At 43.2% G+C, this 14,759-nt stretch carries 13 protein-coding genes; 9 read left to right on the top strand and 4 right to left on the bottom strand.

From position 1 onward, the window contains the following. Window positions 1–355: 355 nt before the first annotated feature. Window positions 356–631 (top strand): Arm DNA-binding domain-containing protein, encoded by a 276-nt coding sequence (locus FOT42_RS04120; protein WP_151889283.1) that lies wholly within the window; start codon window positions 356–358, stop codon window positions 629–631. A gap of 1 nt (window position 632) precedes the next feature. Here FOT42_RS04120 and FOT42_RS04115 read toward each other — a convergent pair whose 3' ends face one another. Genes FOT42_RS04115 through FOT42_RS04105 form a run of 3 tightly spaced genes read right to left on the bottom strand, consistent with a single transcriptional unit; the run spans window position 633 to window position 4,683 of the window. Next, window positions 633–3,200 carry a TonB-dependent receptor plug domain-containing protein gene (locus FOT42_RS04115; protein ID WP_151889282.1) on the bottom strand — a complete coding sequence of 856 codons (2,568 nt, stop codon included), beginning with the start codon at window positions 3,198–3,200 and terminating at the stop codon, window positions 633–635. After that, complete coding sequence (locus FOT42_RS04110) at window positions 3,201–4,112, bottom strand: FecR family protein (RefSeq protein WP_226789796.1); 912 nt, start codon at window positions 4,110–4,112, stop codon at window positions 3,201–3,203. Window positions 4,113–4,161: 49 nt separating this feature from the next. Continuing rightward, window positions 4,162–4,683 carry an RNA polymerase sigma factor gene (locus FOT42_RS04105; RefSeq protein WP_151889280.1) on the bottom strand — a complete coding sequence of 174 codons (522 nt, stop codon included), beginning with the start codon at window positions 4,681–4,683 and terminating at the stop codon, window positions 4,162–4,164. A gap of 110 nt (window positions 4,684–4,793) precedes the next feature. Here FOT42_RS04105 and FOT42_RS04100 point away from each other — a divergent pair, with 110 nt between their 5' ends. From FOT42_RS04100 to FOT42_RS04075, 6 genes are read left to right on the top strand one after another with little or no spacing between them, the layout of a single operon-like run. After that, on the top strand, window positions 4,794–5,240 hold the full coding sequence (locus FOT42_RS04100) for a thioredoxin family protein (protein ID WP_226789795.1): 447 nt from the start codon (window positions 4,794–4,796) through the stop codon (window positions 5,238–5,240). 7 nt (window positions 5,241–5,247) lie between these two features. Further along, entirely contained in the window at window positions 5,248–6,279 is a 1,032-nt protein-coding gene (locus FOT42_RS04095) for an FAD:protein FMN transferase (RefSeq protein WP_151889279.1), read from the top strand. An 8-nt stretch (window positions 6,280–6,287) separates the two neighbouring features. Beyond that, window positions 6,288–6,497 carry a DUF4266 domain-containing protein gene (locus FOT42_RS04090; RefSeq protein ID WP_151889278.1) on the top strand — a complete coding sequence of 70 codons (210 nt, stop codon included), beginning with the start codon at window positions 6,288–6,290 and terminating at the stop codon, window positions 6,495–6,497. A 7-nt stretch (window positions 6,498–6,504) separates the two neighbouring features. Next, a complete protein-coding gene (locus FOT42_RS04085) occupies window positions 6,505–7,998 on the top strand; it encodes a DUF3570 domain-containing protein (RefSeq protein ID WP_192938314.1) in 1,494 nt (497 codons plus the stop codon). Between the two features lie 53 nt (window positions 7,999–8,051). Further along, entirely contained in the window at window positions 8,052–10,019 is a 1,968-nt protein-coding gene (locus tag FOT42_RS04080; RefSeq protein WP_151889276.1) for an LTA synthase family protein, read from the top strand. Beyond that, entirely contained in the window at window positions 10,016–10,909 is an 894-nt protein-coding gene (locus FOT42_RS04075; RefSeq protein ID WP_151889275.1) for a diacylglycerol/lipid kinase family protein, read from the top strand. Before FOT42_RS04080 ends, FOT42_RS04075 begins: the two co-directional genes overlap by 4 nt. A 28-nt stretch (window positions 10,910–10,937) precedes the next feature. On the opposite strand, the gene FOT42_RS04070 is transcribed toward FOT42_RS04075, so the two are convergent. After that, entirely contained in the window at window positions 10,938–11,318 is a 381-nt protein-coding gene (locus FOT42_RS04070; RefSeq protein ID WP_151889274.1) for an integrase core domain-containing protein, read from the bottom strand. Between the two features lie 598 nt (window positions 11,319–11,916). On the opposite strand from FOT42_RS04070, the gene FOT42_RS04065 reads away from it, so the two are divergent. Beyond that, window positions 11,917–13,971 (top strand): tetratricopeptide repeat-containing sensor histidine kinase, encoded by a 2,055-nt coding sequence (locus FOT42_RS04065; RefSeq protein WP_192938313.1) that lies wholly within the window; start codon window positions 11,917–11,919, stop codon window positions 13,969–13,971. After that, the gene (locus FOT42_RS04060; RefSeq protein ID WP_151889272.1) at window positions 13,968–14,705 is read left to right on the top strand and encodes a LytR/AlgR family response regulator transcription factor; all 738 of its coding nucleotides are present in this window, start codon (window positions 13,968–13,970) and stop codon (window positions 14,703–14,705) included. Before FOT42_RS04065 ends, FOT42_RS04060 begins: the two co-directional genes overlap by 4 nt. Window positions 14,706–14,759 lie beyond the last annotated feature (54 nt).

Below are 14,759 nucleotides of genomic sequence, written 5' to 3'. Positions count from 1 at the left end.
ACAGCAAACACCATAAGTTTTGCCTCTAAATGTACTGTTTTGATTACAGTTTAGAGTTCGGTTAATCAGTTTTGGAGCACAGTATAAAGTGTTGACTGTAAGTTAGTTGGAAATACTGCTTTCTTCCAGTCATCCCGACGAACCGCCATTTTGGCAGAAACAAAGCACTGTTAATTGTATGATTATCAGTGCTTTTCATTTTTTATGATTCCATCTGATATCATTTGAAACCATATTTTTGGTGTGCAATAAGGTGTGCACACTGGTACACAGATTGTTGTAGTTTTATGTATGAACGATTGAGGTTAAAGGGCAGTCCGACCAATAACAATTGTTCAATTAAAATGATTACAACATGCGGACAGACAGTACTTTAGGAATCAATTTCTTCGTCAGAAAAAAGCGCAATGACCCGAACATGTATGATATATATGTTCGTATAACGGTCAAAAAGGAGCGTGCAGAAATCAGTATCAAACGGGACATTCCGGTGTGCAATTGGGATAAAATGCGGGGAAAAGCGTTCCCGACCAGTAGAATCATGGAAGATTTGAACGCATATCTGGATACCGTTTACGGGGAAATCCTCAATGTTCATAGGGAGTTGCACATTGGGACAAGATGCAATTAGCCTAAAAAAAGACCCTTATCGTAAAGTTTGGGGTAAGCCCCAACGAACGTCTGTGGATGACCTGTTCCAAAATAAGCTCGCCATTTTGTTGAGAGGTTCGGTGAATGATGGAAAGCGGGACAATGCGATTGTAAATGTTGAGCAATGAAAAGCCCAATTGCATTCTGGAGTTACGTTCTCCCAATCCAAACTGATAGACCACCGAGGCATCCAAGCGATGAAAATCGGGCAAACGACCCGCATTTAAGGGTCCAAAATTGACTTGCTGGGTCTCCTCATCATAATTTTCAATGAGGGTGACGGGAAGACCAGTGCGGTATTGCCATCCCAACGATAATTGTAAACCATTGAATTGTATGCTGTTGGATATTCGAAAACTATGGGTGATGTCATTGTTTCCAGAAAAACTGTCTTCTTGAACCGCATCAAAGGTAAAATTGACATCATTGAAAGAATAGCCCATCCAAAAGCGATAGTTTTGGATACGTTTTTTAACGAGCAAGTCCATTCCTAAAATGCGACTTTTGCCTTCACTGAGTTCTGGCCGGGGCAAATTGAACCCTTGGCTATAGGTGGTTAGCCCAGTGAGCCGCTTGTGGAAAACTTCCGCATCCAAGGTCCATCCCTTTTTATCAAAAAGAAGCCCTGCTGAAATCTGATTACTTTGTAAAAGTGGAAAATTGACATCGTCCGAAAGCCGCCAAATGTTGTTGTCCAATCGAAGTTCAGTTTGGTTGAATTCAATCAGTTGCGAAATAGGCTGGTTCCGTCTTTCCAATCCAGCCCGAATCCGCGAAGATTTGGAAATGGGAAGTTCCAGATTCAAACGAGGTTCCAGATAAATATTTCCTAAACTTCCATAATGCACCGCCCTAAGCCCCAATTTATAGATGCCCGAATTGGCTTTGGTAATGGTGTATTCGCCAAACAGTACGTTTTTAAAATTACTCTCGTGTACGGGGAGACTGATGTTGTTTTCCGGTTCAACGTTGGATATGGCACTCAGGTCAATTTCCAAATTGGTATTGGAGAGTTGGTATCCAAAGCTCAATCGGTCATCATTCTTAAAAGTTCTATCTGATTTCAATTCCAAGCCAAAATCGCTGATCCTATTACCTCGAATATTGGTCTCCTCCAATTCATTGCCAAACAGTTCTTCGTTTTTATAATAAGAGTCATATGACGAAAAGTAGGCAGTGATTTCCTCCGTTTGGGTTGGGGAGGTATGATGCGTCCAGTTGGCACTCACCCCACCATTCCCAGTGGTAAGGGAGTCCTTTTTGGTTTCTCCATCATTCATAAAGGAAAATTGGGTGCGGTTTCGGGTCATGAGGGCACTGATGGCAATCTTGTCTTTCGGCGAAGGTTGATACACATACTTGGCATTCAGGTCATAGAATCGAAAGTCATTGTCACTATCCTCATAAGTGTAATCATCATCCGTGTTCACATTCAACGGATTGCTGCTGCTGTCGGTTATGGTACCGGTATTGTTGAAAATTTTTCGTTCATAGGCTTCATAGGTGGGTCCTTCAAATACATCCAGATAGGCATTTCGCGCAAAAAGGGACAGTGAGGATTTTTGGGACAAGGGTATTTTTAAATAGCCATCCGCACTCAAGCCATCAATCCCAATCCCTCCAGAAACCTTTTGGGCTACGGTATCGTCGGTAGTGATGTCAATGACTCCGGAAACGCGGTCTCCATAAACAGCACTGGTCCCGGTTTTGTAGATTATCGCCTTTTCGGTGGCATACGGATTGAACCTTGAGAACATCCCATACAAATACCCTGAATTGAACACCCGAATATGGTCGAACAGCACCAAATTCTGGTCTGAAGTTCCCCCATGGATTTGGATCTCCGAAGCCGATTCGTCCAGACTCGTAACCCCGGGAATCATTTGGATGCTTTGCAGGATATCTGGCGTGGTCTGCCCGGGAATGGGCCCCAAAGGTTTTTGGGTCAGGGTGATGGAGCCATCCCGATTACGATCTATCCCGGTGGTGATGTAGGAAGTGACCACCACTTCCTTGAGTTGCTTGTAGACGGGAGAAAGATAAATCGGGACGCAATTCTCCGAAGGTTGAATACTCACAGAACCATAACCCGAAACTTGAAGCAGATAATTGGATTGTCCTTTATTTTCAAATTGAAGCAACCCTTTTTGATTGGTTTCAAGTACCAAGGTTGAGTCGACCACAACCTGGTTTTCCGTAATGGGCAATCGGGTTTCTTGGTCTAGCAGAGCAATGCAGATTTGATTTGAATTTGAAATCGGCGTAACGATGACTTGAGGCTGTCCCTCAATTTTCTCGAAATGAAGTCCGGTTTGTGCTTCGAGTACGGCAAGGAGTTCAAGCAGGGTGAGTCCGTCCACCTGAACCGTAACCTTTTTTTCGTCCACCACATCCTCTGCGAAAGAAAAACTGAGTTGGGTGTCCGCTTCTAATTGCTGAATTACTTCTTTGAGTGAGGTGTTCTCAAATTCATAAAATAGATTTTCTTGGGCATAGGTCATGGAAATGCCCAAAAAGAGTAATGACAATAGGATTTTTAAGTGCCTCATCTATTCAATAGACAAGGTAACAATTCTTTTGTCTGCCGAAATATGATATTTGATGCCCATGGGTTCCATGGTAGTCTTAAGGGCGCTTTCAAGATTCTTATGCGTAAATCTTCCAGTGAAAAGACGGTCGGTTTGAACCGAATTCAACTCAAAAGTAACCGGAAATTGAACGGAAAGTTCCTCCAGAACTGTTGAAAAAGGCTGTTCTACAAAAGATGAATACCCTTTTTTCCAATCGGGAGCATCACCAGAAAATTTGGTTTCCTGAATTTGACCTTCTTTTATTTCAAGCATCATTCCTTGCGAGAGTTCGGTGGGGTTGGACTTGGTCAATGGCGTGAAGACAATGGCACCTTCATAGCATTGTACTTTGAAATCCTTCCGATCCCGTATGTTGAATTGGGTGCCCAATACGGAAACGGTTCCTTTGCTGGTCCTCACCTTGAAATCCCCACCGGGTTGCACATCAAAAAAAGCTTCCCCTTCAAAATCCACGATGCGGTCCTCCTCCCAACCAAATCGCTTGTAGGATAATTTGGAGTTGGCATTTAGCTCAATTAGAGAGCCATCCGCAAGAAGTACGGTCTCTTTTTCGCCAATACCAGTGGAATAGGTTTTATATCCGAAGAAATAGGTGTACCCGGCAAATAACAAAGCAATGGATGCTGCTGCTGCCACCCACCATAAGCGTCTTACCGTAGGTTCTTTTTGGACGTTTTGATTTTTTTCTGTCACCAAAGCCAATGCCTTTTCCACATCTATGTCTGGGCCATTAAGCGAGCTGGCAGCATTATCAATGGCCATAAGTTGCCTGTGGACATCAGATGCCTCGAACCCTGCCTGTTCCTCCGGAGTCAACGCTCCGGCAATCCATCGGGCCAAAAAATCTTCGTTGGCGTAATTTTCATCCATAGGCATAATCGCTCTTATTTATAGGACAGTTGATTCCACTTTCACCCTATTAAAATTTTAATTCTTTTCCCAAAACTTCACGGAGTTGAAGCAAAGCTTTGCCCATTCTTCGTTCAATGGCCTTTACACCGACCCCGGTCATTTCGGCAATTTCGGGATAGGTTTTCTTTTCTATTCGGCTCAATAAATACACTTCCCGTTCTTTTGGAGGCAAAGAGGCAATGGCCAGCTTCAATTTTTCATGGAACTCGTCCATCTGCATCAAATATTCCGGACTTTCATGGTCCACAGAAGCATTGGTCCTTTTTAAGTGCTTTAATACGATTTTTTCATGCTCTTTTTCATTGAAAAATGAGTTGCTGGCCGAGCGGTAGAGGTACGCCTTCACTTTAGAAAAGGAAACGGTGGCGCACAATTTCCAAAGTTTCACAAAAACATTTTGCACAATGTCCTCCGCCTGTTGCAGGTCGCCACATTTATAATAAATGTATCGGGTCACCGCCGCATAATGGGTGCGAAAAATTCGATTGTAGATTTTTTGCTCGCAAATGGATGGTTCTTCCTCTGTCATGTGCTGATTAGGGCGAAACTATTTTATAAGGCACAAAAATAATTAGAAAAAATAGGGTGTATGGTTTTTTGCCTGTCTTAGTAATGAAAAAGAATTTTAACACCTGAACTATGCATTGCAAAAAATGGTTGACAGCCTTGATGATAGGCTGTTTTTTACTGATACAAAATCTTTCGGCCCAAGAGTGGCAAACCAATTTTGAAAAGGCCAAAGACTTGGCCCAAAAGAACGATAACAATATTGTTTTGGTTTTTCAAGGTTCTGACTGGTGCGCGCCTTGCATTAAGTTAGATCGCGAGGTTTGGAGTACCGATGAATTCCAAAATTTGGCCAAGGACCGATTTGTGATGCTCAAGGCCGATTTCCCCAGAAAGCAGAAAAACAGATTGCCCGAAGCACAAGAGGAGCACAACAAAATGTTGGCTTCCAAATACAATCCCAACGGATACTTCCCTTTTGTGGTGGTGTTGGATGCTTCTGGGAAGATGCTAGGTGAAGCTGGGTATGAAAAAACTACACCAAAAGCCTATTTCAACAAGTTGAACGCATTCCAATAATCTGAAGATGTCCAAGATAAATCGATTTTTATTGAGTGCGACCCTTTTCCTTTTTGTGATTTCTGGGTATTCCCAAGGGATTGATGATGGAACTCAGCTCCAAGTCTTTCAGCGTACCCTAAAATTGATGGGTAGCCGGTTTGATTTGACTGTGGTAGCCGAAAATCAAACCAAGGGCGATGCCTATCTGGATATGGCGATTGCGGAAATTTCACGCATTGAACGCTTGATCTCGTCTTGGGACCCCAATTCGCAGACCTCTAAAATCAATCAAAATGCAGGAGTGGCCCCAGTAAAAGTGGACCAAGAACTTTTCAACCTGATTACAAGGGCCATTAAAATATCAAAATTGACCCAAGGGGCATTCGATATCAGCTATGCTTCCATGGACCGCATCTGGAAATTTGACGGTTCCGTCATGAAAATGCCTTCGGAGGAAGCCATAAAGCAATCCGTTGCCAAAGTGGGGTATCAAAATATTGTCTTGAATCAAGAAAATGGGACCGTATTCCTGAAGAATGAAGGCATGAAGATTGGATTCGGAGCCATTGGAAAGGGATATGCAGCGGATAGGGCCAAGGCATTACTCGTGAAAAATGGGGTTGCCTCTGGAATCATCAATGCCTCTGGCGATTTAAATGCGTGGGGCGCACAACCCGATGGCAAGGATTGGATGGTGGCCATCGTAAACCCGCTCAACAAGGATAAGGTCTTCTCTTGGTTGCCGGTAAAGGACCAAGCGGTGGTGACATCTGGTAATTATGAGAAGTTCGTCATTCTAAACGGGGAACGCTATACCCATATCATCGACCCAAGAACAGGCTATCCCAGCAAAGGAGTGCGGAGCGCCACCATTTTTACGGCAAATGCTGAATTGGCCGATGCCCTTGCCACCTCAATTTTTGTGATGGGCGTGGATACCGGCTTGGATTTCGTGAATCAATTAAAAGGCGTGGAATGTATCCTAGTCGACGACAATAATAAAATCATCACTTCCAAAAATATTGCCTTGAAAGGCGTGGAAACCCAAAGTAGATAAACCCAACTATGAAGAAAGTAGCAATTGCCCTATACAGTTTGTTAAGCCTGTCGTCTTGTGCGGTCCTGCACGAGTATGAAAAGGTCAATATCAATGATCCAGATATGGTTTTGGCGGATAAAAAACTGGCAAAATTCGAAACGAGTTATCAAGTATACCGCGAGGGTGCTTCTGGCGGAAATGGAGGAAAAACAGGAGGCGGTTGTGGTTGCAATTAACAAGAGCATGAATAGATTTTGGCTGATACTTTTATGCATCCCAATACTTGGGGTGGCCCAACAGGAAAATGTCAATTCCTATAAAAAGCGGGTCTTGGAAACCACCGAAGTGGATATCCTCTCCAGTTACTATGAACAAACTGGAAACAATGCATCCGTTACCGGTGGTATCGGAAATGAGCGGCTTACGGATGTGGCACCATCCATTGTGGTGAGCGTTCCCTTAAATGACGACGATGTGCTGAGCGTGGATGTGGGTATTTCAACCTACACTTCTGCCTCTTCCAGCAATTTAAACCCATTTGATGTGACGGGCTCCGGTGGTTTAAGTGGAGCTTCCAGCGGTGGCGGTGGGGGTGGTGGCGGAGATGATGACGACGAAGAGGATGATGACAACAATGGTGGAGGCTATTCCGGTGCCATTGGAAGTCCATGGGTGGCCTCTTCCGGCGCATCCCGACAGGATACTTGGGGCAGTGTTAATATTGGGTATTCCCATAGTTCGGACGACCGCGATCAAATAGTGAGTGGCAATGTGTCTTTTGCCACGGAGTATGATTATACCTCCATTGGTTTTGGTGGAGGGTATACGCGACTTTTCAACGAAAAAAATACGGAGCTAAGCCTCAAGGGCAGTGTGTTTTTGGACCAATGGAACCCTAGATACCCTACCGAATTGGACAGCTATGTGGAAGTGGATGGCAATTTGAACGCCGGCTTCTTTTCAGGGGTCAATATTTTGAACAGAAACGGATTGGTAACCAATAAGAATGGTTCATTGACTTGGCGTCCTGTGGAGGGTTTCAGTTTGATTTCGGACAAAAAGCGGAACAGTTTTGCATTGTCAGTCTCGTTGTCGCAGATATTGGGCAAGAACACCCAAATTTCAATTTTCGCCGATGTGGTCCAACAGCAGGGATGGCTCTCTAACCCCATGCAGCGGGTCTATTTTGCCGATGTCCCCAACTATTTTATTGGAAATCCTGCCAGTATTCCGTTCTACACCTCTGCACAGAACAGGGATGTGTTTATGTTGGCCGATGATATGGAACGACTGCCCGATACCCGGTTCAAAATACCCGTGGGCATCCGTTTGAATCATTATATCAATGAGATTTTGACGGTTCGCACCTATTATCGCTACTATTTTGATGACTGGGGATTGCAGTCGCATACAGCGAGTGTGGAAATCCCGGTGAAAGTAGGGCAGAATTTTACCTTCTATCCATCCTATCGCTATTACACCCAGAACCAGATCGATTATTTCGCTCCTTTTGATGAGCATTTGTCCACAAGTCAATATTATACCTCAGACTATGATCTTTCGGCTTACGACGCCCATCAGATTGGTTTTGGAATCACGTATACGGACATTTTTACCCAATTCAAGACCTTGGGATTTGGATTGAAGAGCATTGATGTGAAGTACAACAACTACCACCGGACCACGGGCCTAAAGGCCAACTATTTTGGTCTCGGATTCAAATTTGAAATGAATTAGAGAGTAAGCTATAAAACAAAGCTCATTTACATATTGAATTAATTGGAATACCCATGAAGTTAAAATTATTTCCCTCGCGTTACGCCCTGGTCAATGCCTTTGCCCTTCTTTTTTTGGCACTGTCATTTTTGATGCGACTATCTTTTCTGATCCTAGATTTTGCGGAAGTGGAACACTCCCTATTTAGTTTGCTGAAGATATTTTTTACAGGATTGTTTTTTGATTTGGGAACCGTGTCCTTTTTCTATGTTTCGGCCTCCCTGTACTTTTTGCTTTTTCCCAAACGGTTTTATGGTTCTTTGTTGGATAGAATCTTGGTCTACTTTGGGTTCTCCCTGGCATTGCTCGTTGTTTACTTTTCCTTTTTTGCGGAAATCACCTTTTGGGATGAATTCCAAAGACGGTTCAATTTTATTGCGGTGGATTACCTCATCTACACCTACGAAGTGGTCAAAAACATTAACGAATCCTATCCCTTACCACTTTTGATCGGTGGTATGGTCATTTTAGTTACAACTACAGTTTGGCTTTTCGCACGTAAAGGGTTTTTCAAAAAGGTATTTTCGGCACATGATGGATTTCAAGTGAAGTTGGTTCCTTTTGCCATGGCCATTTTGGTGATGTCATTTTACACTGTTTCCATTGAGAACGATTCTGCAGAAACCTCAGAAAACAGATATAACAATGAGCTTTCGAAAGCAGGGATATATTCCTTCTTCGCAGCGTTTCGGAACAATGAGCTCAGCTACACCGATTTTTACAAAACCATTTCTGAAAAAGAAGCCCTTAACAAGGTGCAAAAGCAGGTAACAGGTCCTTTGGACAGTCTGCTGGAACCCGAAGACAATATTCTTCGCGCCATAAAAGGGGGTGTTGAAAAAAAACCGAATATCATCTTGATTTGTGTGGAGAGTTTGAGTGCCAACTATCTGGGCATTTTTGGGAATGAAAATCACTTGACCCCAAATCTGGACTCCATTGCGCAGGCGGAGACCTATTTCTCTAACCTGTATGCCACCGGCACCCGTACCGTGAGGGGCATGGAGGCCATTACCTTGAGCATTCCCCCAACTCCGGGCAGGAGCATTGTAAAACGCAAGCATAACCAAAACCTGTTCACCATCGGTGAGGTTTTCAAAGAAAAGGGGTACAGTAGAACCTTTTTTTATGGCGGCGATGGGTATTTTGACAATATGGACAAGTTCTTCAGTGGTAATGGGTTTGACATTGTGGACCGAGGACGTGGATTTTTACCCTCTCGGGATATTGTCACTTCACGTAAGAACATTGAAGATGATGAGGTCACTTTTGAAAATGCGTGGGGCATTTGTGATGAGGACATTTTCAATAAGGTTTTGAAGGAGGCAGACAAATCTGTAGAGCAGGGCACACCTTTTTTTGATTTTGTCATGACCACGTCCAACCATAAACCCTATACCTACCCAGAAGGTAAAATCGATATCCCCTCGGGCACATCGCGAAGTGGGGCCGTAAAATATACCGATTTCGCCATTGGTCAATTCTTGAGACAGGCCAAGGCCAAATCGTGGTATAACAACACGGTGATTGTGATTATGGCAGACCATTGTGCAAGCAGTGCAGGAAAGTGGGAATTGGATGTGGACAACTATCACATCCCTGCCATTATTGTAAATCTGGAAGGGGGTAAAGGATATAAGATTACCCGGCAATGTTCCCAGATAGATGTGATGCCAACGCTCTTCTCCTTGTTGGGCTGGAACTATAATAACAATTTTTTTGGTCGCGATGTGTTCAGTATGAAACCAGAAGACCAACGTGCATTTGTGGGCAATTACAGAAAATTGGGCCTATTAAAGAAGGATGAATTGATGGTGTTGGGCGATGGAAAGACCGCCAATCAATATAACTGGGACCAAAAAAATAACAGCCTATCGAAAGAACCAATGGACACTGCGTTTTTGAACGAGACCATTTCCTATTACCAACTTGCCGATTACCTCTACAACCATAATGGGCTGGATCTAAAAGTAAACCTATGAAGAATGTCCATTTTATTGTAAATCCCATTGCAGGCAAGGGCGACTCCACGATCAACGAAGTATTGTTGTCGCAGTATTTTGAGGCGAAACACTTTGATTTATGTCTTAAAATTTCCAATTATCCAGGGCATGCCACGGAATTGACCAAGGCTTCCTTGCACGAAGGAGCCCATATTATTGTGGCCTGCGGCGGAGATGGGACCATAAACGAGGTGGCTTCCTGTCTTGTGGGAACCGACATCCCCTTGGGCATCATACCTTTTGGTTCCGGAAATGGTTTGGCTTCCAACCTCGATATCCCTAAAAACTTGTGTGAGGCACTGGTACTTTTGCGGAATGCCCATATGACCAAAATTGATGTGGGGCGGATGAACGGTCGCTTTTTTTTCAGTAATACGGGAGTCGGTTTTGATGCCAGTGTCATCAAGAATTACGAATCGTCCAATAGGCGTACCCTATCTGGGTATCTGGCTGCGTGCATAACCTCCTTAAAGCAATTGACGAAACCCCAGGAGATCGAAATAAAGGCCAATGGCAGGAAATGGAAGACGAACCCCTTTTTGGTGTTTGTTTCCAATACCAATGTGATGGGGTACCATCTGAGCCTTACACCCCAAGCATCCTTGCAGGACGGACTTTTGGATGTGTTGGTCGTTACCAAGGTCAACAGGGTCAAAATGTTGGTGTTGGGCGTCTTGCTCTTGATGAATCGGCCGCACTTGCTCAAGGAGGCAAGGCATTTTCAAACTACGACCCTAGCTCTGTCAAGTCTCCCAGGCACCCATTTTGATTCCCAGATTGACGGGGAATTCCATGTCGTGGAGGACAATACCATTTTCATCGGTATTGAAAAGAAAGCCTTGACCGTCATAGTGCCTGAACAATTGTAGCCTTACCCATTTTAGGATATCGCTAAATTCATAAAATTATCATTAATGTGGTCTGTTTCGGGGAAGAATTCTTCCCCGAAACGGTTCTTGTATTCCCCCCGATTGATGAATGGGGATGCCTTGTATTGTAATCCTCCATCCATTTTTGGGTCAGCGCCTTTATTTGGTGCAGGTGGTTGAACCAATAGGCGTCGAGCACATCCTCCCTATAAAACCTGTTCAGGCGTTCCATATATCCGTCCTGCATGGGCTTGTCGGGCTGGATGAACTGGAGCTCCACCCGTTTGCCCTTGCACCATTTTGATAGGGTCTTCGATATGAACTCCGGACCGTTGTCGCGGCATATGGTCTTTGGCAGGTCTATCTGGCCACCAAAAACATCGAGAAGAAATGGACAGCACCCCTGCATAATTGGAGCCTGACCATACAACAATTTTATATTAAATTTGGAAACAGGATACCCCTGTCATAAACGCTAATTCCACTGGGGCTAGCCGCAATGGAATTAAAACCTCAGACAGAGTCTGATTTACAGACCTGTGCTTGTTTCTGATTTACAACAACATACAATCATATGGGTGATTCAGTCATCCCGACGAAAAAAGTTGGAAATTTGTTAAGCCAATAACCACCCTGCCCCCGCAAATATTCATCCAAACATTACGGATATACATTGATGTGCGACCGCCTTAAAGAAAAGTCATCTTTTCCCCTTCAAAGGAGACATAAAAGCCGTATTTTGTCCAGAATTGACCTCAATACGACCAATGATTTTAAAGGAACAAACCTTTTCTCGGCATAAAGCATCGCTTGCTAAGGTTTGCTCATCCAATCCAATAAAAAAAGTCTTTTTGAACAGGGTTTTGTTGCATTCCCTTAGATATTGCCATTGGTTCTTAGTGCTCTTTGTATTGTTTTTTCAAGGTAACGTACAGGCTCAAACCAAGAAAATTGATAGTCTTAAAACAGCATTGGAAAAGCACACGGAAAGTGATTCGACACAAGTAATGCTACTTTATTATCTAGCCTTTGAACATTTCCGGACCGATTTGGGAATTTCCAACGATTATTTGCAAAAAGCGGAGGTCTTGAGCGATAGTTTGGATTTCAACGCTGGCAAGGCACGGGTCTTATATCTTAAGGGCATTCTGGAGAATACAAGATCCGAATATGGGAAAAGTCTGGACTATTTTCAACAATCGTTGGATTATTACAAATCCATAAACCACAAAGCTGGAATTGCATCCATTTATACCGCATTTGGGATTACCCATTACGATCTGTCCCAATATGATGAAGCTATAGAAGCCTATAAAAAAGCTTCCGAAATCTATGCAGCGCTAAAAGATACTACGGAACTTGTCACCTGCCTGATAAACAGTGGAAACGCCTATTCCGAAAGTGGAAATTTCAATGATGCCATTTCAAACTATAAGCATGCCCTGAAATTGAGTGAAGACAGTCGCGATGAGGATGGAGTTTCTTACGTGTATACCAATTTGGGTGTTGTATATAAAAAACAGGGCAATTACCCCTTGGCCATTGACTATTTGAACAAAGCACTGGACTTTGACAAGAAAACGGGCGACATGCTGGGTATGGCCATCAAGCTGCATGACCTGGGTGAAGTGTACAACTCGCTAAAAGACAATGAAAAATCCCTAAGGTATCACCAGCAATCTTTGGCCTATTCGACAAAAATCGGGAACAAACGACTCATGGCCATGAACGAGGCCAGTATCGGCAACATCTTCAAAGATGAAAAAGCGTATTCCAAAGCGCTTGAAAATTATCAGAGATCACTGGAAACCAGTCGTCAAATCGAGAATGTAAGGCATACCGCAATCTGTTACAACAATATTGCAGAAGTCAATCTATTGTTGGATGAACCTGTGCAGGCCCGTACAAACTTTATGGAAGCAAGGGACATTTGTCTAAATACGGGCAACAGGGATATTTTGCCAACCAGTCTCTTGGGTATTGCAGAAACCTATGTTTTTGAGAAGAAATACCGCGAAGCACTTGCATTTGTCAATGAAGGCAAACAGATGGCCGAGGAACTGGAACTACTTGAAAACCAGAAAAAGGCGGCAGGACTCCTTACCATAATTTACGAGAATACCCATCTCTATAAAAAGGCATTGGAAAGTCATCAACAGTTCAAAGCCTTGAACGATAGTTTGTTCAATAAAGAGAATATTGAAAAAATCACGCAAATCGAATATGAATACAAATACAAACAGGCCCTTGATTCTGCCAATATCCGGGAATTGAAACTTACAAAAACCGTTCTCGCAACCTCCCAAGACCTGGATCGCTCCAACCAAAATCTACTTTGGGCCATTATAGGTATTTTGTTGGTCTCGATTTTCTTGGGCTCCATGATCTTTTATCAGAAATTCAACACTATCAAGGTCAAGAACCAGAGCATCATCACGGAGCAAAAATTGCTGCGCTCGCAAATGAATCCGCATTTTGTGTTCAATTCACTTTCCGTTTTGCAGGGCATGATATTGAACAAGGAAGAGAAAAAATCAGTCGATTATTTGGCCAAATTCTCCAGATTGCTTCGGATAACCTTGGAAAATTCAAGGGACAAAATGGTGTTGCTCTCACAGGAGCTGGCCGCTGTTGAAAACTACATGGCCCTTCAGAACCTGGAAAATGACGCTTATGAATTTTCGATCACTATAGATGAAGGCATAGACGGTTCATTGTTCAAAATACCCCCAATGCTCATACAACCATTCATTGAAAACGCCATAGAACACGCTTTTGCCAAACAAACCACGGACAGAAAGATTGAGATGCACTTAAAATATCTGAATGAAGAATTGGTATGCATCATTAAGGACAATGGCATCGGCATAGATTCCCAAAAGGAAAAGAACGGAAACGGCAAAAAATCATTGGCGACACAAATAACCTCCGAGCGATTGAAAATTTTATCCACCTATTTCAAAATGAAAGGGTCGGTTGCCATTGAGGATAGGGCCAAGTACAATAAAAAAGGAACTGTGGTGACGTTGGTTTTGCCCCATGAAAAACTGGAAACGGCATGAAAGCATTGTTGGTAGAGGACAAGGAATACATCAGAAAGGGACTGCTCCATTTATTGCAATCCATGGAAACTGATGTAGAGGTCATAGGAGAATGTGGGTCTGTGAAAGATGCGGTCGTGGTCGCCAATACCTGCAAGCCACAACTTGTTTTTTTGGACATCAACCTTTCGGACGGCACAGGTTTTGATTTTTTGGACCAGACCGAGCACTTGGATTTTAAGGTCATTTTCATCACCGCTTACGAGGAATATGCGATCAGGGCCCTCAAGATCGGGGCCGTTGATTATTTGTTGAAGCCCGTGGATGTTGAAGAACTCAAATTGGCCCTTGCCAAGGTCAAGACACTGCCCACCAAGGAACAGAAGCAACAGTTAAAAACGGCCAAACAAGCCTGGTACCAAAATGACTCCACATTGGTGCTATCACTTAGTGATAGTTTTCAGGTGATAGACTTGCAAGAGTTGTTGTACTGCGAATCCGATAAGGGTTACACCTCTTTCCACTTGGCCAATGGCAAAAAATATATCGCTTCCAAACCGTTGAAAGAATATGAGGAACACCTTGAAAAGGTAAATTTTACCCGGCCGCACCAATCCTTTATGGTGAACCTGAAATTCATAGACAAATATGATAGATCGGGCATTATCCATTTAAAAAATGGAAAAAAGATACCTGTTTCCTTACGAAAAAAAGAAGCGTTCCTAACCACTTTCCTAAAATACAATGGTTTTTAGATTCCAATCGTAAAGACTCTGATTTTAAAATAGTTGCCTCTTTTGAAAAACACA

It is taken from the genome of Flagellimonas hadalis (assembly GCF_007785775.2).
GTDB lineage: Bacteria > Bacteroidota > Bacteroidia > Flavobacteriales > Flavobacteriaceae > Flagellimonas > Flagellimonas hadalis.
This window is presented reverse-complemented; position numbering and strand designations above follow the sequence as displayed.